This window comes from Sphingomonas fuzhouensis (genome assembly GCF_034659795.1).
In the GTDB taxonomy this organism is placed as follows: Bacteria; Pseudomonadota; Alphaproteobacteria; order Sphingomonadales; family Sphingomonadaceae; genus Sphingomonas; species Sphingomonas fuzhouensis.
This window is the reverse complement of sequence record NZ_JAXSQY010000001.1, coordinates 244,555-267,869: the sequence shown is the minus strand read 5'-3', so window position 1 is coordinate 267,869 and position 23,315 is coordinate 244,555. Positions and strand designations below refer to the sequence as shown.

Sequence of the window (23,315 nt, the reverse complement as noted above, 5' to 3'; positions counted from 1 at the left end):
GCCCCTCCACCACTCGCTCACGCGAGCGGTCCCCCTCCCCAAGCGAGCTTGGGGAGGAATAGGTCACGCCCCAGCGCGTTCAGTCGATCCGGACCTTCCCCCGCCCCGCCTTGACCTGGGCGCGGCCCTTCTTGGCATCCACCCGCCGGGTCTGCGAGGCCCGCGTCGGTTTCGTGGGTCGCCGCTTCTTCGGCACGATCGTCGCCTCGCGGATCAGGTCGATCAGCCGCTCGCGCACCTCGCGCCGGTTCATTTCCTGCGATCGGCTGGCATCGGCGCGCAGGGTCAGGACGCCGTCCTTGCTCAACCGCTGCCCCGCCAGCACGACGAGGCGCAGCTTCACCGCTTCGGGCAAACTCGGCGAGCCTCCCACATCGAAGCGCAGCAGGACCGCGCTGTCGGTCGTGTTGACATGCTGCCCGCCCGGCCCCGAGGCGCGGGTGAAGCTCTCGGCGATTTCGCGCTCGTCGATCGCGATGGCGCGGGTGACGGGGATCAGCGCCATCGCCGGTCCGCCCTAATCGCGGAACGCGCCGAAGCGGTCGGGGATCGGCGCCTCGGCAATGATCGGGTCCTTGGTTTCCCCGCGCGGCACCGTCAGGCTGGCGGCGTGGAGCAGCATACCGCCCGCCTCGCCCGCACCATAGACTTGATCGCCGACGACCGCCGCCCCCAGGCCGGTGGCGGCGTGGACGCGAATCTGGTGGGTCCGCCCGGTTTCGGGACGAAACTCGACCAATGTCCGCCCGTCGGCATGACGCAGCGCCCGCCAGCCGGTCCGCGCCGCCTTGCCCGCCGGATCAGCAACCATCCGCCAGCCCGTTTCGCGAGTCGACACCTTGGCCAGCGGCAGGTCGATCATCCCCTCGCCCTCGACGATTCCCGCCAGCACCGCCAGATAGCGCTTCTCGACCAGCCCGGTCTCGAACGCCTGCTGCAACCGGGCATGCGCCTTGGGATTGCGCGACAGGAGCAGACAGCCGCTGGTGTCGCGGTCCAGCCGGTGCACCGCATGCGGCCAGCGCTTGAACCCGAATTTCAGCGATTCCAGATGGTTTTCAAGACTGATCGACCCGTCGCGGGGCCGATCGACGGGCAAGCCCGCCGGTTTGTCGATCACCAGCGCTTCGCCGTCGATGAATAGAACGCGATCTCCGTGCATCGCGCTCCCTTGCCACCGCCAGCGCCGACATGCCAGAGGCGCGCGCGTCATGCCCACCGCTCTTGCCGCTTTCTGCCGCCTTTTGGGGCTGCTGTCGCTCATCGCGATGCCCGTCGTCGCGCAGGCGCAGACCTGCGACGGGGCACTGCCCCCGCCCGGCCCCGATGGCCGGGTCGCCGGGCATTTCCCCTATGGCGACGCGCCGCCCGGTGACATCGTTCCGGCCCCGGCCGGGTTCGAACTGAAGCCCTATTGCCGGGTGCACCGCGCGATGATCGCCGATCTGCAGCGGCTGCTGGCCGCCGCAAAGGCCGATCCTGCGGTCGGCGGCACCTTGCGCGGGTTATCCTGCCACCGCGAGGTCGCGCGCCAACGCAACATCTTCTGCCGCGACCACAGCGTGTCCGCCGCCGAGCGCGCCATCTCGGTCGCGCCTGCGGGGCATAGCGAGCATGCGACGGGCTATGCGATCGACTTCGCGGTGCGCCCGGCACATGGTTGCCCGGATGCCGAGGCGTGCATGGCCGCCTCGCCCGCCGCACGCTGGCTGATCGCCAATGCCCCGCGCTTCGGGTTCGAGATGAGTTTTCCCGCGGGCAACAAGCAGCGGGTGAAGTGGGAGCCCTGGCACTGGCGCTGGGTCGGCACCAGTCCTTCCGAACCGGGCGCAGCACAGGCACGGGCGATCTTCGCCAAGGCGCGGGCGCAGTTTCCCGCCGATCCGGGGATACGTGATCCGTTGAAGGTCGTGGTGACGGCCCAGCCGCCGGTGCCGGTGGTTCAGCCGCCTGCGCCGGTCAAGAAGGGCAAGCGGCGCTAAATGTTTTTGCTGCCCCTGCTATCGCGGGAGGCATGGATCGGCGAAACGGGGGCACCCATCGGCACCCCCGTCGCGTCACATCATCCGAACAGCTTGGCGGCCGTTTCGGCGATGCGCTTGCCCTGATAGCGGGCACCGTCCAGATCGACCTGGCTCGGCTGGCGGCTGCCGTCGCCATCGGCCAGGGTCGAGGCGCCGTAGGGCGTGCCGCCATGGACTTCCTTCACGCCCATCTGGCCCTGGAAGCCGTAATCCAGCCCGACGATGGTCATGCCGTGGTGGATCAGGTTGGTCAGGACCGAGAACAGCGTTGTTTCCTGCCCGCCATGCTGGCTGGCGGTCGAGGTGAAGGCGCCGCCGACCTTGCCGACCAGACCGCCCTTCATCCACACGCCGCCGGTCGTGTCCCAGAAGGCCGCCATCTGGCTGGCCATGCGGCCATAGCGCGTCGGGGTGCCGACGATGATCGCGTCATAGTTCATCAGCGCGTCGGGGCCCTCGATCTCGGGGTGCGCGGTGTCGGTCTTGAAGTGCGCGGCGGCGACCACTTCCGGGGGCGCGGTTTCGGCGACGCGGCGGATATCCACCTCGGCACCACCGGCGCGCGCACCCTCGGCGATGGCGTCGGCCATCTTCTCGATGTGACCATAGGACGAATAATAAAGGACCAGAACCTTGGCCATGTCAGATACTCCCTTCCAGAAAACGCAAATTATTCGGAATCGACCAGAACGATCTCGGCATCCTCGATCGCCGTGATCGTCACGGTCCGGCCACCTGTCAGCGCCGCACCGTCGCGAGCCGCGAACGGCACACCGTCGATTTCGATCCGTCCCGTGGCCGGGACCAGATAGGCATGACGCCCCTCGCCCAGCGCATGGGTCAGGCTTTCCCCGGCGCGTAAGGTAGCGCCCAGCACGCGGGCATCGGCACGAATGCGAAGTGTGTCACCATCCTCGTCGAAGCCGCTGGCCAGCGTCACGAACTTGCCCGAGCGCTCGCCCTTGGGGAACGGCTTGGCGCCCCAGCTCGGCTGGCCGCCCCGGCTGCGCGGCTCGATCCAGATCTGGAACAGCGTCGTCGGTTCGGCTTCGAGATTATACTCGGCGTGGCGCACGCCCGAGCCCGCGCTCATCACCTGAACGTCGCCCGCCGCGGTGCGGCCGACATTGCCCATCGAGTCTTGGTGCGTGATCGCGCCGGTGCGGACATAGGTGATGATCTCCATGTCGGCATGGGGATGCGGCGGAAAGCCTGCATTGGGGGCGATGACGTCGTCATTCCATACCCGGATCGCACCCCAGCCCATGCGGGCCGGGTCATAATAATTGGCGAACGAGAAATGGTGCCGCGCGTCCAGCCAGCCATGGTTCGCATGGCCCAGGCTTTCGAAGCTGCGGCGGTCGATGCCCCGATCGATGTCGGCGCCAGCGGTAATGGCAGTCATGGAATTTCTCCCTTGGTTGCCCACAAGATAAGGTCGATTATGGTCGCGTAAACGGAAACGCTGGAAACCGATCGTTTCCACGTTCATTGTAGCGCGAAGCCGGGCCGCCATGGCGTCGCGCTGGGCCATAACGCGGGGCCATAAGGGGTATCGATGCGTCTGCCGGATCTGGAAGCCTGGGCCATCTTCGCCGCCGTGGTCGAGCATCGCTCGTTCAGCGCCGCCGCCGATGCGATCGGCCTGTCCAAGGCCACCGTGTCCAAGGCGATCACCCGGTTGGAGGCGCAGCTCAACCAGTCGCTGTTCCACCGCACCTCGCGCCGCCTGGCGCTGACCGAGGCGGGCAAGCCGCTGGCCGAGCATGCCGCACGCATCCTGGCTGAAGCCCGCGCCGCCGAGGAAGCCGCGCGCGACGCCGCCAGTGCACCCGCCGGTCGCATCCGGCTGGCCGCGCCCATGTCGTTCGGGGTGGCCAATATCGCCCCCGTCATCGCCGACTTCCTGGCGGCGCATCCGGGAATCGAGATCGAACTCAGCCTGTCGGACGCGCGGGTCGATATCGTCGCGGAGGGTTATGACATCGCTTTGCGTATCGCCGACCTGCCCGACAGTTCGCTGCGTGCGCGGCGGCTGTGCGGGATTTCGACGCATATCATCGCCTCGCCCGCCTATCTGGCCGAGCATGGCACGCCCCGCCATCCCAACGAACTGGGTGAGCACCGGCTGCTCAGCTATTCCAACGTCACCGGCCCCTGGCGCTTCCGCCACCCGAACGGCGCCGAGGTGTCGGTGCGACCGCAGGGGCCGCTGACCGCCAATAGCGGCGATGCGCTGGTCCCCGCCGTCGCCGCCGGGATCGGCATCGCGCGGCTGCCCGGCTTCATCATCGGGCCGCATCTCGCCTCCGGCCGGGTGGTCGCGATCCTGGAGGACTGGACGCCGCCGCCGATCGGGCTGCACCTGCTCACCCCGCCCAGCCCCTTGCGCCCCGCACGGGTCGAGGCGCTGATCGCCTGGCTGGCTGACCGGGTGCGCGACCCCTGCCTGACCGCGCAAGCGACGGAGGCGATGCGATGAACCGGCTACGTCCCGACGAGAGCGATGCGCGGTTCATCCGCCGGATCGTCCTGACCCTGTTGATCCTGGGCATCACCGCCGCGCTGTTCCGCGCGGGCGACCTGTTGATCCTGGCCTTCGGATCGATCCTGGGGGCGATCGTGATCCATGCGATCGCCGATCTTTACGCCGATCACCTGCCAATCGGGCCGAAGCGATCACTGACCCTGTCGGTCGCGACGGTGCTGGCGGTGCTGGGGTTCCTGGCGTGGCTGTTCGGCGTCGCCTTTCGCCAGCAATTGAACACGCTGGTCACCCAGCTGCCGATCCTGATCGACCAGCTGGCCGCCTGGGCCTCGCAATCGCCGGTCGGGGACAAGGTCGTCGACGCGGTGCGCGCCGCCTATGCGGGCAGCCGCGTGGCGCAGGATATCGGCGGCATCGTGTCGGGCGCGGGGGAGTTCGTGCTCAACTGCCTGTTGCTGCTGGTCGGTGCGCTGTTCTTCGCCGCCGATCCGAAGATATACGAGCGCGGTTTCCTGCTCCTGATCCCACCCTCGATGCGCCCCGCCATGGAGGACGCGCTGTTCGATACGGGATCGACCCTGCGGTTGTGGCTGCGGGCGCAGCTGATCCAGATGACGACGATGGGCGTGCTGGTCGGCGTCGGCCTGGCGATCGCGGGGGTGCCGTCGGCCGCCGCGCTGGGCCTGTTGACGGGCCTGAGCGAGTTCGTCCCCTATGTCGGACCGATCGCCGCGATGCTGCCGGCCCTCGGGCTGGCGGCGCAGGGCGGGAACGGGGCGATCATCGGGACGCTCGTGACCTTTGCGGTGGTGCGCCTGATCCAGACCAACGCCATCACGCCCTTCGTCACCAGCCGGGTGGTCGCCATCCCGCCCGCCGTCACCCTGTTCGCGATCGTCGGGATCGGCACCATTTTCGGCCTGTTCGGCCTGTTCTTTTCGGCTGCCCTGTTGATCGTGGTCTTCACCCTGATCCGCAGCCTGTATTTGCGTGAAGTTCTGGGAGAAAATATTCCCGCAGTGCGACATCAGACGCTGTTGGGTCCCGGCGCCCGCGTGAAAGAAGAGGAAGTTAATCCGGGTTAGGGACGAATTAACCTTTTACGTTCACACCCACCTTGGTTAATGATTGAAGCGTCCGATCGCCGGGGCACGGGGGCGATCACTCGCAAATGGGGACTGTCGATGCGCGTATTGCTGATCGAGGATGAACCGACGACGGCCAAAGCGATCGAGCTGATGCTCGGCAGCGAAGGTTTCAACGTCTACACGACCGACCTGGGCGAAGAAGGCCTCGATCTGGGCAAGCTGTATGATTACGACATCATCCTGCTCGACCTGAACCTGCCCGACATGCACGGTTACGACGTGCTGAAGCGCCTGCGCGTCGCCCGCGTCTCGACCCCGGTGCTGATCCTGTCGGGTATCAACGAGATGGATTCCAAGGTGCGCAGCTTCGGCTTCGGCGCCGACGATTACGTTACCAAGCCCTTCCACCGCGAAGAGCTGATCGCGCGCATCCATGCAGTCGTCCGCCGGTCCAAGGGCCATTCGCAGTCGATCATCCGCACCGGCAAGCTGGCGGTCAATCTCGACGCCAAGACGGTGGAGGTGGACAATGCCCGCGTCCACCTGACCGGCAAGGAATATGCGATGCTTGAGCTGCTCTCGCTCCGCAAGGGCACGACGCTGACCAAGGAAATGTTCCTCAACCACCTGTATGGCGGGATGGACGAGCCGGAACTGAAGATCATCGACGTCTTCATCTGCAAGCTGCGCAAGAAGCTGAGCCTGGCCTGCGACGGTGAGAATTATATCGAGACGGTCTGGGGCCGCGGCTATGTGCTGCGCGAGCCCGACGAGGCGGAGCAGGCCGAAGTCGCCTGATCCTCGGTCTCAGGATAGCGAAAAGGCCGGTTCGCGGGGGCGGACCGGCCTTTTTCTTTGGGCTGGGCCGGGCAAGCGCCTTTCAGCTTGCAGCAAGGACGAAGCGGCGTTCCTGGCCCCGCCGACGTATCGCCATCGTCAGCAACGCCAGACCCGCCGCCATCAACGCCATGCTTGCAGGCTCGGGTATGGATGTGGGCGATCCGCCGCTGCTTCCCGTGCCGCCCGAGCTGCTCGGCGGATTGGGCGCGGTCGGCGAATAGGTCCCGATATAGGTGCCCAGGTGGAACTCGCCATTCTGGATCAGGCTGCCGAACACGGCCGAGCCCTCGATATAATTACCGGTCACCGCCGCCGCCTCGGGGGCGAGCACCGATCCCTTCCAGGCGGTCGTCAGTTCCAGGCTGGTCGCGTCGGGGAAGTTCCAGATGACATGCTCGCCCAGCCCCGACGCAGTGTTCAGGAAATTGTCGTCCAGCCGGATCGCGGTGCCGCGGACATTGACGATCACCGTATCCGCGCCGCCCGTGTTGAACGCGATCTCGCCAAAGCGGGACAGGTCGGCGGCGGTCAGGTTGAACACGCCGACGCCATTGGTCCCCGCCACCGCATTGAAGGTCGCGCGGTTGCCGCTGATCGCCACCTGCGCGGTCGCCGCCAACCCGGCATAGCTGTTCGACAGGTCGATCATGCTGCTGGTCAGCAACGTCTTCTGCTGGGCCAGCCCGGTGACGAAGCCCGGATCGCTCAGGCCCAGGCCCGAATGGACGATATTCTGGTTGATGTTGGTGTTGGACAGCAGTCCCCCCACCTTCACCGTCTGGACGCCGCCGTTCAGGTTGAACCCGCTTGCGACATTACCCCCGACCAGCGCACCCGAACCGTTGTTCAGATTCTTCGCGCCGCCCAGCACGTCGCCGACCACCGTCAGGCCGGGCACCGCATAGCTTGAGGTGGTTAGGTTGCGAATCTGATAATTGGACGCATTGCCACTGAGGTTGCCGCCGACGAAGGTCCGCCCCTCGACCTCCGAACTGGAGGTCAGGTCGCCCAGCACGATGAGGTTCCATTCCTTCAGCGCGTCGATCCCGACCACCGGCGACGCGGCGGCGAGCGACGGAATGGCGGCCGCAACCAGCCCGGCGAAGAGAAGGCGATGTTTCATGACACCCGCGATAGGCAGAAAATCCTGCCAAATCATTAGCTTGCTGATTAACGCCTGTCCCGTTTCGGGTAGCGTCTTCAGCGGCGCTCCCACACCTTCTGCCCGCCGATCCAGGTTTCCTCGACCTTGGTGCCGCGCAATTCGCTGGGGTTGATGTCGAGGGGGTTGCGGTCGACGATGATGAAGTCCGCCTGCTGCCCCTGCCCCAGCCGACCGAACACAGTCTCGGCGAACCCGGCATAGGCGCCGTCCATCGTGAAGGCGCGCCACGCCGCCTCACGCCCGACAATCTCCTGCGGCTGCCAACCGCCATAGGGCTGGCCGTCGGGGCCCTGCCGGGTGATCGCCGCCGCCCAGCCTGCAAAGGGGTCAGGGCTCTCGACCGGATAGTCCGAACCGAACACCAGGGTCGCGCCGTTCTTCAGCATCGAATTCCACGCATAGGCCCCCGCCAGCCGCGCGGGGCCCAGCCGCGCCTCGGCCATCTGGCGGTCGCTGGTTTCATGGACCGGCTGCATCGAGGCGATGATGCCGTGCTTGCCGAAACGCGGCAGGTCGACCGGATCGACGATCTGCGCATGCTCGATCCGCCAGCGCCGATCGCCCTTATAGGTCTCGGCCAGTTCCTCGATCGCGCCCAGCACCTGGGCATTGGCCTTGTCGCCGATCGCGTGAACCGCGACCTGATATTTGTCCATCGCCGCACGGCTCATCAGGTTGCGGATCACGTCGTCCGACATGAAGCCCAGGCCGGACTGGCCGGGCGCATCGGCATAGGGCTGTTTCAACCACGCCCCGCGCGATCCCAGTGCGCCGTCGCCGTACAGCTTCACACCCACCAGCCGCAGCTTGTCGTTGTACAGCCACGGCGTCGGCCCGGTGCCGCCGATCCGCACGCTATCGTCGACGCCGCCACCATAGCTCATGATCCGCACGCGCAGATTTCCCAGGTCGCCCATCCGGCGATAGGTCATCCAGTCGTCCAGCGTCGTGCCCATGTCGGTGGTCGCGGTGATGCCATGCGCCAACAACTCGTTCTGCGCCTTCAGGAACGCGGCGTTGCGGTCCTTGGCGAGCGGCTGCGGGATCGCCTTCTGGATCAGCGCCATCGCGGCATCGACGAACACGCCGGAGGGCTGTCCGCCGACTTTCTCGATCCGGCCGCCTGCGGGGGATACCGTCTTGGCCGTGATCCCGGCCGCCTTCATCGCCGCGCCGTTCGCCCAGAGCGCATGGCCATCCGCCCGCTCCATCACGACCGGGCGGTCGGAGACGGCGGCGTCCAGATCGGCGGCGGTCGGGAAGCGGCCCAGCGCCCAGCTTTCCTGGTTCCAGCCGCCGCCCAGAATCCATTTCCGCTCCGGGTTGGCCGCGACATAGGCCATGATCCGGCTGCGCGCTTCGTCCAGCGATTTGGTGCCAGCCAGATCGAGTTCGATCTTGCGGAAACCCAACCCCATGACATGGCCATGGGAATCGACGAAGCCGGGCAGCAGCACCCGCCCCTTCATGTCCGCGCGCCAGTCGAGCTTTTCGGGCCGCTTGTCCTTCGCGCCCAGCAGCTTCACGACCTTGCCGTCCGGGGTCAGCAGCAGACCGGTAAAGCGGATGACCTTGCCATCCTTGTCCAGCGTCAGGCCGGTGACGTTATCGATCAGCGCATCGGCGAACGCCGCGGCGGGGGTCAGCACGATCGCCAGCGTGGCGAGCGCGGTGCGGAGGATGCGAGAGGAGAAAGCCTGCTTTACCATGGCCGTTCCCTATCGGGAGAATGGAAGGGTGGGAAGCACCAGGCATCATCATTCCTCCCCTGCAAGGGGAGGTGGCGCGCGCAGCGCGTCGGAGGGGTGTCCCGCTATCGAGAGGGCGACACCCCTCCGTCAGGCCTTCGGCCTGCCACCTCCCCTTGCAGGGGAGGAATTATTGCATCACGACCGCCGCACCACCTCGCGAATCACGAAGTGCGAGGCCAGCCGCGTCACCCCCGGCAACCGCGCCAGCGTCTCGCGGTGGATGCGCTCGTAACTGTCGTCGCGGCGCACCTCGACCTGGATCATATAGTCCGCCTCGCCGCTCATCAGGAAACATTCGACGATCTCGGGACAGCGCAGGATTTCGCGCTCGAACGCGGCCATCGTGTCCTGCCGCTGGTCCTTCAGCGTGACGTTGACCATCACGGTCGAGGGCCGCCCGCGCGCTTCATGGCTCAGGATCGCGCGATAGCCGGTGATGACCCCGCTTTCGCGCAATTGCGCTACGCGGCGATGCGCGGCGCTGGCCGACAGGCCGACCTTTTCGCCCAGCGCGGCGCTGGTCAGGTCGGAATCGCGGGCCAACTGGGCCAGGATGCGGCGGTCGATCGCGTCGGACATTTCATCCCGATATACCGCCGATCCACGCACGGATATCCCAAATTATACGATGCTGCGGGACCGCTTTGCACACCTCTCCCGCCCCGTCGGCGCTATTATCGGGGCAACATTTTTCAGGAGAGTGCAGCATGCGCGTCGGTGTTCCCAAGGAAATCAAGAACCACGAATATCGCGTCGGCCTGACCCCGCCGTCGGTCGCCGAGCTGGTCGCCGCCGGGCATGAGGTCATCGTCGAGACCAAGGCCGGTAGCGGCATCGATTTCGAGGACCAGGACTATATCGACGCGGGCGCGCGCATCGTCGCGACCGCCGCCGAGGTGTTCGACCAGGCCGAGATGATCGTGAAGGTCAAGGAGCCCCAGGCGGTCGAGGTCGCGATGCTGCGCCCGCACCATGTCCTGTTCACCTATCTCCACCTCGCCGCCGACAAGCCACAGGCGGAAGGCCTGATGAAGTCGGGTGCGACCTGCATCGCGTACGAAACCGTCACCAGCCCCCGTGGCGGCGTACCCCTCCTGAAGCCGATGTCGGAAGTCGCGGGCCGCATGGCGGTGCAGGTCGGCGCCCACTATCTCGAAAAGCAGCAGGGCGGCCGTGGCATCCTGCTCGGCGGCGTGCCCGGCGTGGCGCCTGCCAAGGTCGCCATCCTGGGCGGCGGCGTCTCGGGCGTGAATGCAGCGCAGATGGCCGTGGGCTTACGCGCCGATGTCACCATCTATGATATCAACAACGACCGTCTGGCCGAGCTGGACATGTTCTTCTCCAGCCAGATCAAGACCGCCTATGCCTCCAAGGCGGCAATCGCGGCGGCGGTGAAGAACGCCCATCTCGTCATCGGCGCGGTGCTGGTGCCCGGCGCGGCGGCCCCGAAGCTCGTCACCCGTGACATGCTGAAGACGATGAAGCGCGGCTCGGTGATGGTCGACATCGCGATCGACCAGGGTGGTTGCTTCGAGACCAGCCATGCCACCACCCATCAGGACCCGGTGTTCGAGGTCGACGGCGTGATCCATTACTGCGTCGCCAACATGCCCGGCGCTGTCGCCCGCACCTCGACCTTCGCGCTGAACAACGCGACCCTGCCCTTCGCGGTGAAGCTGGCGAACATGGGCGCCGAGGCCGCGATGAAGGCGGACGCGCACCTGGCGAACGGCCTGAACGTCTCAGGCGGCAAGATCCGCCACGCAGCGGTCGCCGAAGCGCTCGACCTGCCGTTCGAGGCCTGGGCGGGCTAAACCCCGTTCGCTCTGAGCGGAGTCGAAGCGCAAGCCCCGCCATCCGCCACAGGGCAAGACGATTAAGTTCGCGCGGAGGCGCGGAGACGCAGAGGGGTTCGGGATGGGGTCGGCGGCCGGTGTCTGTTCCGCCGACGGATTTTCCTCACCCTGGCGGTTGGAGGCCAGCCTTGCGGCTGGATGCACCATCTCCGCGTCTCCGCGCCTCCGCGCGAACAAAAAGAAACAAAACTGGAACATCGCCGTTGATCCCCCTGAAAGGATCACTCGATGACCGACAACCCCAAGACCGAACCCTTCTCCAACGCCGAGAAGGACCCCGATGACTGGACCACCGGCGACGAAAAGATGACCGGTGCGCAGGCCAGCTATCTGAAGACCCTGTCCGAAGAGGCGGGCGAACCGTTCGACGATACCCTGACCAAGGCGGACGCATCCAAGCGCATCGACGCGCTTCAGGCCAAGACCGGCCGGGGCCAGTAAGCCCCTATTCCCCCATCATCCGTATCGCCTGGTCGAGCAGCATCAACCGCTGCGCGATCGCCGGGCGATAGGGGGCGTTCTCAGGCGACAGTTGCAGGGCGCGGGCCCAGAACGTCCGCGCCTTGCGGAAGTCGCCCACCCGCATCCAGGCCAGCCCTTCGAAGAAGAAGGGCGCAGGGTCCCTCGGCCCCAGCGTGCGGGCCCGGCGAAAGGCGAATTGCGCGGCGGGCGACATCTGATAACCGTCATGCGCGAACAGGACATTGCCCAGTTCGGTCCAATAGGGAACGCTGTCCCGCTTGCCGCCGACCGCGCCCAGCATGATCTGCACCGCCGTCCGCTTATTCCCCGACCGGGACAGCGCATCGGCGGCGGTGAACATCGCCGCCTCGTCGCCATAACGCCCGATCAGCTGGCCACGCAGCTCGGCGATGGAGTCATTGTCCAGCAGCGAATCAGGGCGCGGCGCGGGCGGACTGGCGGCCAAAGTCGGCCGCCCCTGCCACGCATAGCCGACCCCGCCCAGCGCCAGCGCGGCCCCCAGCATCGTCCAGAGCGGCCGGGGAAAGCGCAGCCACAGCGCCGCGCCCATCGCCCCCGCGGCAAGCAGCAGCAGGATCAGCCAGCCCATCAGCGCCCCTTCCGAAAGCTCGACCGCGCGATCCACGCCCCGATCGCCAGCAGCAGGAGCGGCGCGGCCCAGAGAAGGGCCGTCGCCCCGGACAAGGGCGGGTCATAGCTGACATAATCGCCATAGCGCTCGATCAGCCAGTGGCGGATCGCCTCGGGCTTCTCACCGCGCGCGATCCGCTGGCGGACCAGCGCGCGCATATCGGCGGCCATGTCGGCGTCGCTGTCGGCGATCGACTGGCCCTGGCACACGACGCAGCGCAGTTCGCCCATCAGCGCACGAGCCTGCGCCTCGGCACGGGGGTCGGGCAGCTGCGTATTGCCGTAATCGACCGCAGGCGTCCCCGCGGCCAGCAACAGAGCGAGCGACAGGCTCATCGCGCGGCGGCCACGTCGCGGACTATCTGGTCGACCTGATCGGCGCGGATATCGCCGATATATTGCCGCACGATCCGCCCGCGCCCGTCGATCAGGAAGGTTTCCGGCACCCCCGACGAACCGAGCGACATCTGTACCCGGCTGCGGCTGTCATCGCCGATCGCGCCGTAAGGATCGCCGTTGCGACGCAGGAAAGCGGCGATTGCGGGGCCCTTGTCATGGATCGCGATGGCGTCGATCGGCACGCCGCGCGCCTTCAACGCCATCAGTTGCGGCGCCTCGGCGATGCAGGGGATGCACCAGCTGGCAAAGACGTTGAGCAGGCGCGGGCGGCCATGGCCGAAATCGCTGCTCGACAGGCCCGGCTTGCTCGCCACCATCGGGTCGAGGCGGAAGGCGGGCAGCGGCTTGTCGACCAGCGTCGAATGGACGGTCGTATCGGCAGGCCGCATCAGCCCGGCCGCAACCACCGCGAACAACACCCCGAACAGCCCCAATGGCAACCAGATCAACCCGCGCTTCATCCCCACAGGGCCTCCCGTCGCCGCTGCTGCCATCCCTTGAACCAGCGCCCGAACAGCGCCAGCGCCCCGCCCAGCGCGATCAGCGCGCCGCCTGCCCAAATCAGCGTCACGAACGGCTTCCACCACAGCCGCAACTGCCAGCGCCCGGTCGCGGCGTCCCGCTGGCCCAGCACGGTATAGAGCTGGCCGTCCCAGCGGGTGGCGATCGCGCTTTCGCTGGTCGTGGTCGGCGGATCGGTAAAGAAGCGCTGTTGCGGGCGCAGCGTTGCGCCGTTGCCATCGCGCGTCGCGGTCAGCCTGGCCTCCAGCGCCGACCAGTTCGGCCCGACATTGGGATAGATGCGGTCGAGCTGCACCCGCCACGGGCCGACGATCGTCGCCTGCCCCGGATAGAGCGCGACCAGCCGCTCGGCGGTAAAGGCGCTGTCGCAGGCCATGCCGATCATGCTGACGCCCAGCCCGACATGCGCGACGACCATGCCCCAGATCGGCAGGGGCGTGCGCCGCCAGTTGCGCCGGGCGATCGGCAACACGCTGGCGACGATCAGGCCGACGCCGAAGGACAGTCCGAGCAGCGACAAGACGCTCATGCCGCCGGTCAGGGTCAGCATCAGCGCAAAGGTCCCCGCCGCCGCGACCATCGGCCACAACATGCGGATCAGCACCGCCTCGGCGTCATCCTGCCGCCAGCGCAAGGACGGCCCGACAGCCATCACCGCGACCAGCACCAGCGCGATCGGCCCGGCGGCGGCGTGGAAGAAGGGCGGCCCGACCGACAGTCGCACGCCGAACCCGGCCGCGACCAGCGGATAGAGCGTGCCGATCAGCACGATGCCCAGGATCACCGAGAGCAGCAGATTGTTGACGACCAGCCCGCCTTCGCAGCTGACAAAGGCGAAGCTGCGGCCCGCGCGCACCTGCCCGATGCGCGCGCCGAACAGCGCCAGCGCCCCCCCGATATAGAGACCCAGCAGCCCCAGGATGAACGCCCCGCGTCGGGGATCGACGGCAAAGGCATGGACGCTGGTCAATATGCCCGAGCGGACCAGGAAGGTGCCGATCATCGACATGGAAAACGCCACGACCGCCAGCATGACGGTCCAGGCGCGCAGGCCATCGCGCGCCGCCAGCACATTGACCGAATGCAGCAGGGCGGTCGCTGCCAGCCACGGCATCAGCGAGGCATTCTCGACCGGGTCCCAAAACCACCAGCCACCCCAGCCCAACTCATAATAGGCCCAGTAAGACCCCGCCGTGATCCCGATGGTCAACAGCACCCAGGCGCCCAGCACCCAGGGCCGCATCGCACGGGCAAAGGCTGGCCCCACCTGCCCCGTGACCAGCGCGCCGACCGCAAAGGAAAAGGCGACCGACAGCCCGACATAGCCCGCGTAGAGCGTCGGTGGATGGAAGGCCAAACCGGGGTCTTGCAACAGCGGGTTGAGCCCCTGCCCCTCGATCGGCGCGGGGTTCAGCCGCGCGAACGGGTTGGAGGCGAACAGCAGAAAGGCATAGAAGCCCAGCGCGATCGCCCCCTGCGCCGCCAGCGTCGCGACATGGGTCGCCCGGTCGAGCGTGCGCTCCTTCCACGCGACCAGCGCGCCGCCCGCGCCCAGGATCGTCACCCAGAGCAGCATCGATCCTTCGTGATTGCCCCAGGCTCCAGCGAATTTATAGATCCAGGGCTTGGCCGAATGGCTGTTCTCGGCGACCAACTTGACCGACAAATCGGTGTTCAGGAACACAGCGATCAGCGCCGCCATGGCGATCGCGACCAGCGCACCCTGCACGATCGCGACCGGCCCGATCGCCGTCATCGCCTGCTCGCCCGCCGCATCCTTGCGCCGCAAGGCAAGGACGCCGAGCAGCAGCTGCAACCCGGCCAGCATCGCGGCGAACCAGAGTGCGGCGAGGCCCGCTTCGGCGATCACGGCTCCAGGCTCCGGCTCTCGTGCATATTGCCTGCGATTTCGGGAGGCATGTATTTCTCGTCATGCTTGGCGAGCAGGTTGGTCGCGACGAAGCGGCCATCGGGCTGGAACTGCCCCTCCGCCACCACGCCCGATTTCTCGCGGAACAGGTCGGGCGTGATCCCGGCGAAGGTGACGGGCGTCGTCGCCTTGCCGTCGGTGACGACGAAACGCACCGTCACCCCATCGGGCGCGCGGTGGACCGACCCTGCCTCGACCATCCCGCCCAGCCGGACCGCGCGGCCCAGCGGCAGGCCCTGTTTCTGCGCATCGGAGGGGGTGTAAAAGAACGCCGCCTGGTCCTTCATCGCCGACATAGCGAGCAGCACCGCCGCGACGATCGCGGCCAGCGCCAGCAGCGCCAGCGTGAGACGTTGGGATTTGGGCGTCATTTCTCGGCGCGCTTCATCGCCAGATAGCTGACGAGGGTCAGCACGCTCGCGCCCCCCAGCATGACCGCATAGGCGGCCGCGACGAACGCCATCTGGTTCATGCGCGCGCCATCCGCCGCATCCGCGCCTCGGCCTTGGCCCTGGCGAGCAGGGTGCGCATCCGCATCAGCACGATCGCGGCGAACAGGAAGGTAAAGCCGCTCAAGCTGATCGGCAGCGGCCAGAGCAGCGACCTGTCGATGCTGGAGCCGGTCAGCCCGATCGACTGGCCCTGATGCAGCGTGTTCCACCACACCACCGAATAGCGGATCACCGGCAAGAGTGCGGTGCCCGCCAAGCCGTAGAGCGCCGGAATACGCCCGTCGCCGCCGCGATCCGCATCGGCACGAGCGAGCGCGATATAGCCGAGATAGACGAACAGCAGCAGCAGCATCGAGGTCAGCCGCCCGTCCCATTGCCACCACGTCCCCCAGGTCGGCCGCCCCCAGATCGATCCGGTCGCCAGACAGAGCGCCGTAAACACCGCGCCGGGCCAGGCGATCGCACGCCCCGCAACCTGCGCCAGCGGATGCCGCCAGACGAGCAGCGACAGGCTGGCGAGCGCAATCCCGCTCCATCCGCCCATGCCCAGCCAGGCGGCGGGAACATGGATATATAGGATACGTACCGTCTCGCCCTGAAGATAATCGGGCGGCGTCTGGGTCAGTCCTGCCCAGACCGCGACTGCGATCAGCGCAATACCCGCCCCCAGGAAAATCCCGGTCAGCGGACGAGCGATCTTCAGGAAACGCGCAGGGTTCGCAAGGGAGTGCAGGGTGGCCACGATGACGGGACTGTAAGGCGGTTTTTCGAGCGCGTCATCCGCCTTCTCCCTCCTTATTAAGCCCCTCCCGCAGGCGGGAGGGGTTTGGGGAGGGCATGGGGTCTCACAGAGACTGTTGCTTGTGGCCCACCCTCCCCCATCCCCTCCCGTTTACGGGAGGGGCGTGAGACTCATTGGCGAATGAACCCATTAATATCCTGATTCGTCTTCCTTCCACGACATCCCTATCAGGGGAACAAAGGGGACCACCGCCACATCATGCCCACATTCCGCCGCCTGCCGCTGCTCGCCCTCGCGTTCGCCCCCACGCCCCTTTTCGCCCAAACCACAGAACCCGAAACCATCATCGTGACCGGCCGGGGTCTAGCGGATCAACCGGGCGACCGCGCGCTGGACGTGGTCACGATCGACCGCACGCGGATCACCCAGAACGCGTCGCAGCGGTTGGAGAATGTCCTGGCCGATGTCGCCGGGCTTCAGCAGTTCCGCCGCTCGGACAGTCGCTCGGCGCATCCCACCTCGCAAGGAATCACGCTGCGCGGGCTGGGCGGCAATGCATCGAGCCGGGCGCTGCTGATCCTCGACGGTGTGCCGCAGGCCGATCCGTTCGGCGGTTGGGTCGTCTTCCCCGCCTATGCCACCGGGCGGCTGGGGCGCATCCGGGTGACGCGCGGTGGCGGATCGGGCTTCTGGGGCCCCGGCGCGCTGGCGGGTACGATCGAGATGGACAGCGCGACGCCGGATCAGCTTGCCCCACTCGACCTGGCGGTCGCCTATGGCAGCCGGAATTCGGTCGATGCGCAAGGCTCGGCCTCGCTGGTGCGGGGTGGTGGATTCCTGACCGTCTCGGGCGCCTATGCCCGCGGCAATGGCTTCATCCCGATCGTCGCGGGCCAGCGCGGGCCGGTCGATCGTCCCGCCCCCTATGAACAATATTCGGGCGCGGCGCGCGGCGTGGTCGGGATCGCGCCTTCGACCGAATTGCAGATGACGCTCGCCGCCTTCCATGACGCGCGTGATCGGGGGACCGATTTCACCGACAATCGCTCGGACGGCGCGGATGCCAGCATCCGGCTGGTCGGGCGGGGTGGCTGGGGCTGGTCGGCGCTGGGCTATGTGCAGACACGGGCTTTCGCCTCGCGCTATGCCAGCGTCAACACCGCGCGGACGACGGCGGCGCTGACGCTGGACCAGTATAATGTCCCCGCCACCGGGCTCGGCGCGCGGGTGGAGGTGTCGCCGCCGCTGGGCGACGCGGTCAAGCTGCGGCTGGGCGGCGATATCCGCGACACCAGCGGGCGGACGCAGGAACTCTACACCTATGTCGCGGGCCTTCCCACCCGGCGGCGCGAGGCGGGCGGCGCGACACGCACCATGGGGTTGTTCGCCGATGGCAGTGCCGAGACGGGTATGCTGACCCTCACCGCCGCCGCGCGGGTGGACGACTGGCGCATCCGGGATGGACGGCTGGACGAGGTGGCGCTGGCGACCGGCGCGGCGCTGACCGACACCGGCTTTCCCGATCGGTCGGGGCAGGAATTTACCGGGCGGCTGGGCGTGGCGGTGAAGCCCGTCGCGCCGCTAATCCTGCGCGCGGCGGCTTATCGTGGGTGGCGGCTGCCGACGCTCAACGAGCTGTACCGGCCGTTCCGCGCCGGAGCCGACGCGACCGCCGCCAATGCCGCGCTGAACCCGGAACGGGTCGAGGGGATCGAGGGCGGCTTCGACCTGATCCCGGCGGCAGGCCTTCGGCTGTCGGGGACCTATTTCCTGAACCGGCTGACCGACGCGATCGCCAATGTGACGATCGGACGCGGGCCGGGGACATTCCCCGGCGTCGGCTTCGTCGCGGCGAACGGCGTGTACCGGATGCGGCAGAATCTCGACGCGATCCGCTCGGCCGGGTTCGAGCTGGAGGCGAACTGGACCGCCGGACCGATCAGCGCGCGCGGCTCCTGGTCGCACGTCGATGCACGGGTCGAGGCGTCGGGGGCCGCCGCGCCGCTCGACGGGTTGCGCCCCGCCCAGACGCCGCGCGACCAGCTATCCGCGACGCTGGCGGTCGCGCATCGCGGTGCAGCGCTCAGCGGAACCATCCGCCATGTCGGCCGCCAGTTCGAGGATGATCAGAATAGCCGCTCGCTCGCGCCCGCAACGACGCTGGACGCCTATGCGGCGGTGCCGGTCGTTCGCGGCTGGCTGATCGAAGCGCGGGCGGAAAATCTGGCCGATGCGCGAGTCGAGGCGGCCTATAGCGGCGCAGGGTTGATCGAGCGGGCGACGCCCCGAACCGTGTGGATCGGGGTTCGAACGCGGTTGTAATCAGCCGCGCTTCTTCACCAGCGCCGTTCGAAGGCACCGACACACCACCGCGTCCCGCTGGTTCAGTGCCTCATGCCGGAACGTCACCAGGCCCGCGCCCGGCCGCGAGCGGCTTTCGCGCAAGGCCGTCACCTCGCTCGTCGCGCGCAGCGTGTCGCCCAGGAACACCGGCGCGGGCATGACCAGTTCGTCATAGCCCAGATTGGCGACCAGCGTCCCCAGCGTCGTCTCCCCCACCGACAATCCGACCATCAGCGAGAAGGTGAAGGTACCGTTGACGAGGATTTGCCCGAACTCGCTGGCCCGCGCCGCCTCGGCATCGATATGCAGCGGCTGGGGATTATGGGTCATGGTCGAGAAGAGCAGATTGTCCGTCTCGGTCACCGTGCGGCGGATGGGATGCTCGATCCGGTCGCCGATCGTCCACTCGTCGAAGTAACGCCCGCTCATGCCGCATCCTCCGCGACGATACGGACCAGCGCGACGCCTTCGGCCACCTGACCGCCGGTGTCCGCCTTCAGGTCGGTGACGATGCCGTCGAAAGGCGCGGTCAGGACATGCTCCATCTTCATGGCCTCCAGCGTGACGAGCGGCTGGCCCGCGCTGACCGCCTGCCCCTCGGTCACGGCGACGGCGATGATCCGGCCGGGCATGGGCGACAGGATCGCACCATCGCCTGCCCCGCCCGCCGCCAGCCCATCGGCGCGCCAGCGCGTGAAGGACCAGCTTTGCCCGCCCTCGGAGATCAGCACTTCGTCGGTCGGCGAAGGGGGCACCTCCCCCGCCTCGCTGAAATCGACGGTGATCGGCCGCCCGTCGAGCAGGAACCGCGCGCTCCGCCGGGATGGGGCATTGAGGCGGAAGCCCGACAGCGCGTCCTGCCCGATCAGCGCGACAGCTGCCTCGGCTAGCGCCTCTTCGGACGGCTCGGTCGGCGGCATCAGCGCCTCGCCCTCGCGGGCGATCAGGCCGGTATCGACATTGCCACGGGCGAAGTCGGGATGGTCGAGCGCCTCGACCAGGAACCCGGCATTGGTACGCACCGGCCAGATCACCGCCTCGTCCAGCGCATCGGCCAGCGCCTCGCGGGCTTCGTCGCGGGTGTCGGCATGGGCGATGACCTTGGCGATCATCGGGTCGTACCAGGGGGTGATCTCCGCGCCCTCCACGACCCCGGTGTCGATGCGGATCGCGGGATCGTCACCCAGATCGAACACCTCCAGCGTGCCGATCGCGGGGAGAAAGCCCTTGGCGGGGTCCTCGGCATAGAGCCGCGCCTCGATCGCGTGGCCGTGGATGGCAAGGTCGGCTTGCGCCATCGGCAACGGCTCGCCGCCTGCGACGCGCAGCTGCCACTCGACCAGATCGACGCCGGTGATCGCCTCGGTGACGGGATGCTCGACCTGAAGCCGGGTGTTCATTTCCATGAACCAGACCCGGTCGGCGCGTAAGCCTTCGGAAGCGTCGGCGATGAACTCGATCGTGCCCGCCCCGACATAGTCCACCGCCTGCGCGGCGCGGACGGCGGCGGCGCACACGGCTTGGCGGGTCGCCTCGTCCATGCCCGGCGCGGGGGCCTCCTCGATCACCTTCTGGTGGCGGCGTTGCAGCGAGCAATCGCGTTCGAACAGATGGACGACATGCCCATGGCGATCGCCGAAGACCTGCACCTCGATATGGCGGGGAGAGAGAATATATTTCTCGATCAGCACCCGGTCGTCACCGAACGAAGCCGCCGCCTCGCGACGGCACGACGCCAATGCCTCGGCGAAAGCGGCGGGATCGTCGACGCGGCGCATGCCCTTGCCGCCGCCGCCTGCGACCGCCTTGATAAGAACGGGATAGCCGACCGCATCGGCCTCGGCGGCGAGGCGGTCGGGGCTTTGGTCTTCGCCCAGATAGCCGGGGGTGACCGGCACGCCGGCGGCGATCATCCGCGCCTTGGCGGCATCCTTCAGGCCCATGGCACGGATGCTGTCGGGGTCGGGGCCGACCCAGATCAAGCCCGCAGCGATGACCTTCTCGGCAAAATCGGCATTTTCCGACAGGAAACCATAGCCGGGATGGATCGCCTCCGCCCCGCTCTCCTTGGCGGCGGCGAGGATGCGGGCGGCGTCGAGATAGCTTTCGCGTGCCGGGGCGGGGCCGATGAGGACGGCTTCATCGGCCGACCGGACATGCAACGCCTGCGCATCCGCCTCGGAGTAAACGGCGATGGTGCGCAGGCCCATTTCCCGCGCGGTGCGGATAATACGGCAGGCGATCTCGCCGCGATTGGCAATGAGGAGGGAAGAGAACATGCTTTAATCCTCATTCCTCCCCAAGCTATGCTTGGGGAGGGGGACCATGCGGAGCATGGTGGAGGGGCGATGGGAATACCGACGAAGCCGGGCCGGACGGTACGGAAAGCACGGGGACTGCGGCGGGACATGACGCTGCCGGAGGTCGTATTGTGGCGCGTCCTGCGCGAGCGCCCCGATAACCTGCGGTTTCGTCGGCAGCATCCGGCGGGGGCGTATGTGCTGGACTTTTACTGCCCGGTGGCGCGGGTGGCGGTTGAGGTGGATGGCGAAGTCCATGAGCGCGGGGACCAGCCGGAGCGTGGCGTGCGGCGGGATGCGTTCCTGGCCGGGCATGGGGTAGCCGTCTTGCGGATCCCAGCCCGCGACGTGCTTCGCGATCTGGATACAGTCATCCGTTACATCATGACACAGGCTCGCGACCGCCTGCCCCTCCACCGTCCTGCGGACGGTCCCCCTCCCCAAGCACAGCTTGGGGAGGATTAAGGTGTGCTCTTCTTCAATCCTCCCCAAGCTATGCTTGGGGAGGGGGACCGCCGCGAAGCGGTGGTGGAGGGGCATCCCCCCTCGCATCACATCCGGAACACCCCGAACCGGGGCGCCTCCGCGATCGGCGCGTTCAGACACGCATCCAGCGCAAGGCCCAGCACATCCCGCGTCTGCGCCGGATCGACGATGCCGTCGTCCCACAGCCGCGCGGTCGCGTACCAGGGATTGCCTTCATCCTCGTAACGCTGGCGGATGGGGGCCTTGAACGCCTCCGCCTCTTGCGCCGTCCAGTTGTCCGCGTCGCGGTGGACGGTCGCCAGCACGCTCGCCGCCTGTTCGCCGCCCATCACGCTGATCCGCGCATTGGGCCAGGTGAACAGGAAACGAGGGCCATAGGCCCGCCCGCACATGCCATAATTGCCCGCCCCGAAGCTGCCGCCGATCAGCACGGTGATCTTGGGCACCTGCGCCGTCGCGACCGCCGTCACCAGCTTGGCGCCATGCTTGGCGATCCCCTCCGCCTCGTAGCGCCCACCGACCATGAAGCCGGAGATGTTCTGGAGGAACAGCAAGGGGATGCGCCGCTGGCATGCCAGTTCGATGAAGTGCGCCCCCTTTTGCGCACTCTCCGAGAACAGCACGCCATTGTTCGCCAGTATGGCGACCGGCTTGCCATGAATATGCGCGAAGCCGCAGACAAGTGACGCGCCGTAGAGCGCCTTGAACGCGTGGAAGCGCGATCCGTCGACCAGCCGGGCGATCACCTCATGCACGTCATAGGGCGCGCGCACGTCCTGCGGGATCAGGCCGTAAAGCTCTTCGGCCGGATAAAGCGGCTCGTCGACTTCGGCCAGGTTCACCTCAGGCAAGGTCTGCGGCGGCAACGTCTCGACGATGTCGCGGACGATCGACAGCGCATGATCGTCATTCTCGGCGACATGATCGACCACGCCCGACTTGCGGCCATGCGTGTCAGCGCCGCCCAGTTCCTCGGCCGAGATGACCTCGCCCGTCGCCGCCTTCACCAGCGGGGGCCCGGCGAGGAAGATCGTCCCCTGCCCGCGCACGATCACCGTCTCGTCCGACATGGCGGGGACGTACGCCCCGCCCGCCGTGCAACTGCCCATGACGCAGGCGATCTGGGGAATGCCCGCCGCCGACATCTGCGCCTGGTTGAAGAAGATGCGGCCGAAATGATCGCGGTCGGGAAACACCTCCGCCTGATGCGGCAGGTTCGCGCCGCCGCTATCGACCAGATAGATGCACGGCAGCCGGTTCTCGAGCGCGATCTCCTGGGCGCGGAGGTGCTTCTTGACGGTCAGCGGATAATAGGTGCCGCCCTTCACCGTCGCATCATTGGCGACGATCATCACCTGTCGGCCTTCGACCCGCCCAATCCCGACAATCAGCCCCGCGCCGGGGACGGCATCGTCGTAAAGGCCGTTGGCGGCAAGCTGGCCGATTTCGAGGAACGGCGAACCGGCGTCGAGCAACTGCTCCACCCGGTCGCGGGGTAGGAGCTTGCCGCGTGACATATGGCGATCGCGGGAGGATTCGCTGCCGCCGAGCCCCGCCTTGGCGACGTCGGCGCGGAGACGTTCGGCCAGCGCGCGGTTGTGGTCAGCATTGGTACGGAAGGCCGCATTGTCACGCGCAATGCGGCTAGAAAGAACTGCCCCCATCAAATCCTCCCCAAGCTGTGCTTGGGGAGGGGGACCATGCGCAGCATGGTGGAGGGGCAAGCCCCTCGCCCCTCCACCACCGCGTCGCGGCGGGGCCCCCCCCCCACCGCGGAGGGGGGGGGGTGGCTGGGGGTGGATTGGCCCCCCGTTGG

At 67.5% G+C, this 23,315-nt stretch carries 24 protein-coding genes; 8 read left to right on the top strand and 16 right to left on the bottom strand.

Features of this window, described 5'->3' with window-relative positions:
• Positions 1-79: 79 nt before the first annotated feature.
• Positions 80-505 carry an alternative ribosome rescue aminoacyl-tRNA hydrolase ArfB gene (gene arfB / locus U1H82_RS01300; RefSeq protein WP_322963117.1) on the bottom strand — a complete coding sequence of 142 codons (426 nt, stop codon included), beginning with the start codon at positions 503-505 and terminating at the stop codon, positions 80-82.
• A gap of 12 nt (positions 506-517) precedes the next feature.
• Positions 518-1,162, bottom strand: coding sequence for an RluA family pseudouridine synthase (locus U1H82_RS01295; RefSeq protein WP_322963116.1), 645 nt, complete (start codon positions 1,160-1,162; stop codon positions 518-520).
• 49 nt (positions 1,163-1,211) lie between these two features.
• Here U1H82_RS01295 and U1H82_RS01290 point away from each other — a divergent pair, with 49 nt between their 5' ends.
• Positions 1,212-1,982, top strand: a complete 771-nt coding sequence (locus U1H82_RS01290) for a M15 family metallopeptidase (protein ID WP_322963115.1) — start codon at positions 1,212-1,214, stop codon at positions 1,980-1,982.
• An 80-nt stretch (positions 1,983-2,062) separates the two neighbouring features.
• Here U1H82_RS01290 and wrbA read toward each other — a convergent pair whose 3' ends face one another.
• Together wrbA and U1H82_RS01280 are read right to left on the bottom strand one after the other, a co-directional pair.
• Positions 2,063-2,665: an NAD(P)H:quinone oxidoreductase gene (gene wrbA, locus U1H82_RS01285; protein WP_042484900.1), complete on the bottom strand. Its 603-nt coding sequence runs from the start codon at positions 2,663-2,665 to the stop codon at positions 2,063-2,065.
• A 29-nt stretch (positions 2,666-2,694) separates the two neighbouring features.
• Positions 2,695-3,429, bottom strand: coding sequence for a pirin family protein (locus tag U1H82_RS01280; protein WP_322963114.1), 735 nt, complete (start codon positions 3,427-3,429; stop codon positions 2,695-2,697).
• A 153-nt stretch (positions 3,430-3,582) separates the two neighbouring features.
• Between U1H82_RS01280 and U1H82_RS01275 the strand changes: the two genes are divergently transcribed.
• The 3 genes from U1H82_RS01275 to ctrA all read left to right on the top strand — a co-directional run bounded on the left by U1H82_RS01275 (position 3,583) and on the right by ctrA (position 6,398).
• Positions 3,583-4,506: a LysR family transcriptional regulator gene (locus U1H82_RS01275; RefSeq protein WP_322963113.1), complete on the top strand. Its 924-nt coding sequence runs from the start codon at positions 3,583-3,585 to the stop codon at positions 4,504-4,506.
• A complete protein-coding gene (locus U1H82_RS01270) occupies positions 4,503-5,597 on the top strand; it encodes an AI-2E family transporter (protein ID WP_322963112.1) in 1,095 nt (364 codons plus the stop codon). The genes U1H82_RS01275 and U1H82_RS01270 overlap by 4 nt, the downstream gene beginning before the upstream one ends.
• Positions 5,598-5,696: 99 nt before the next feature.
• Positions 5,697-6,398 carry a response regulator transcription factor CtrA gene (ctrA, locus tag U1H82_RS01265; protein ID WP_322963111.1) on the top strand — a complete coding sequence of 234 codons (702 nt, stop codon included), beginning with the start codon at positions 5,697-5,699 and terminating at the stop codon, positions 6,396-6,398.
• Positions 6,399-6,480: 82 nt separating this feature from the next.
• Here ctrA and U1H82_RS01260 read toward each other — a convergent pair whose 3' ends face one another.
• The 3 genes from U1H82_RS01260 to U1H82_RS01250 all read right to left on the bottom strand — a co-directional run bounded on the left by U1H82_RS01260 (position 6,481) and on the right by U1H82_RS01250 (position 9,935).
• Positions 6,481-7,563 (bottom strand): choice-of-anchor A family protein, encoded by a 1,083-nt coding sequence (locus tag U1H82_RS01260; protein ID WP_322963110.1) that lies wholly within the window; start codon positions 7,561-7,563, stop codon positions 6,481-6,483.
• A gap of 77 nt (positions 7,564-7,640) precedes the next feature.
• Positions 7,641-9,314 (bottom strand): amidohydrolase, encoded by a 1,674-nt coding sequence (locus tag U1H82_RS01255; RefSeq protein WP_322963109.1) that lies wholly within the window; start codon positions 9,312-9,314, stop codon positions 7,641-7,643.
• A gap of 177 nt (positions 9,315-9,491) precedes the next feature.
• Entirely contained in the window at positions 9,492-9,935 is a 444-nt protein-coding gene (locus U1H82_RS01250; protein ID WP_058734030.1) for an Lrp/AsnC family transcriptional regulator, read from the bottom strand.
• A gap of 128 nt (positions 9,936-10,063) precedes the next feature.
• Here U1H82_RS01250 and ald point away from each other — a divergent pair, with 128 nt between their 5' ends.
• Both ald and U1H82_RS01240 read left to right on the top strand, forming a co-directional pair.
• Complete coding sequence (ald, locus tag U1H82_RS01245; RefSeq protein WP_307003119.1) at positions 10,064-11,170, top strand: alanine dehydrogenase; 1,107 nt, start codon at positions 10,064-10,066, stop codon at positions 11,168-11,170.
• Between the two features lie 270 nt (positions 11,171-11,440).
• On the top strand, positions 11,441-11,653 hold the full coding sequence (locus U1H82_RS01240) for a DUF3072 domain-containing protein (protein ID WP_219020562.1): 213 nt from the start codon (positions 11,441-11,443) through the stop codon (positions 11,651-11,653).
• A 4-nt stretch (positions 11,654-11,657) separates the two neighbouring features.
• On the opposite strand, the gene U1H82_RS01235 is transcribed toward U1H82_RS01240, so the two are convergent.
• From U1H82_RS01235 to ccmC, 6 genes are all read right to left on the bottom strand, one after another.
• Positions 11,658-12,284 (bottom strand): tetratricopeptide repeat protein, encoded by a 627-nt coding sequence (locus tag U1H82_RS01235; RefSeq protein ID WP_322963108.1) that lies wholly within the window; start codon positions 12,282-12,284, stop codon positions 11,658-11,660.
• Positions 12,284-12,661, bottom strand: coding sequence for a cytochrome c-type biogenesis protein (locus U1H82_RS01230; protein WP_322963107.1), 378 nt, complete (start codon positions 12,659-12,661; stop codon positions 12,284-12,286). Before U1H82_RS01230 ends, U1H82_RS01235 begins: the two co-directional genes overlap by 1 nt.
• Positions 12,658-13,185, bottom strand: a complete 528-nt coding sequence (locus U1H82_RS01225) for a redoxin family protein (RefSeq protein ID WP_322963106.1) — start codon at positions 13,183-13,185, stop codon at positions 12,658-12,660. Before U1H82_RS01225 ends, U1H82_RS01230 begins: the two co-directional genes overlap by 4 nt.
• Positions 13,182-15,116 (bottom strand): heme lyase CcmF/NrfE family subunit, encoded by a 1,935-nt coding sequence (locus tag U1H82_RS01220; protein ID WP_322963105.1) that lies wholly within the window; start codon positions 15,114-15,116, stop codon positions 13,182-13,184. The genes U1H82_RS01225 and U1H82_RS01220 overlap by 4 nt, the downstream gene beginning before the upstream one ends.
• Positions 15,113-15,547, bottom strand: a complete 435-nt coding sequence (gene ccmE / locus U1H82_RS01215; protein WP_322963104.1) for a cytochrome c maturation protein CcmE — start codon at positions 15,545-15,547, stop codon at positions 15,113-15,115. The genes U1H82_RS01220 and ccmE overlap by 4 nt, the downstream gene beginning before the upstream one ends.
• A gap of 97 nt (positions 15,548-15,644) precedes the next feature.
• Positions 15,645-16,370: a heme ABC transporter permease CcmC gene (gene ccmC / locus U1H82_RS01210; RefSeq protein WP_322963103.1), complete on the bottom strand. Its 726-nt coding sequence runs from the start codon at positions 16,368-16,370 to the stop codon at positions 15,645-15,647.
• 258 nt (positions 16,371-16,628) lie between these two features.
• On the opposite strand from ccmC, the gene U1H82_RS01205 reads away from it, so the two are divergent.
• Positions 16,629-18,692 carry a TonB-dependent receptor gene (locus U1H82_RS01205; protein WP_322963102.1) on the top strand — a complete coding sequence of 688 codons (2,064 nt, stop codon included), beginning with the start codon at positions 16,629-16,631 and terminating at the stop codon, positions 18,690-18,692.
• Here U1H82_RS01205 and U1H82_RS01200 read toward each other — a convergent pair whose 3' ends face one another.
• Positions 18,693-19,142 (bottom strand): MaoC family dehydratase, encoded by a 450-nt coding sequence (locus tag U1H82_RS01200; protein ID WP_322963101.1) that lies wholly within the window; start codon positions 19,140-19,142, stop codon positions 18,693-18,695.
• Entirely contained in the window at positions 19,139-20,992 is a 1,854-nt protein-coding gene (locus U1H82_RS01195) for an acetyl/propionyl/methylcrotonyl-CoA carboxylase subunit alpha (protein WP_322963100.1), read from the bottom strand. The genes U1H82_RS01200 and U1H82_RS01195 overlap by 4 nt, the downstream gene beginning before the upstream one ends.
• Positions 20,993-21,019: 27 nt before the next feature.
• Between U1H82_RS01195 and U1H82_RS01190 the strand changes: the two genes are divergently transcribed.
• Positions 21,020-21,478 carry an endonuclease domain-containing protein gene (locus U1H82_RS01190; protein WP_322963099.1) on the top strand — a complete coding sequence of 153 codons (459 nt, stop codon included), beginning with the start codon at positions 21,020-21,022 and terminating at the stop codon, positions 21,476-21,478.
• A gap of 86 nt (positions 21,479-21,564) precedes the next feature.
• On the opposite strand, the gene U1H82_RS01185 is transcribed toward U1H82_RS01190, so the two are convergent.
• Positions 21,565-23,163, bottom strand: coding sequence for a carboxyl transferase domain-containing protein (locus tag U1H82_RS01185; RefSeq protein WP_375339476.1), 1,599 nt, complete (start codon positions 23,161-23,163; stop codon positions 21,565-21,567).
• Positions 23,164-23,315 lie beyond the last annotated feature (152 nt).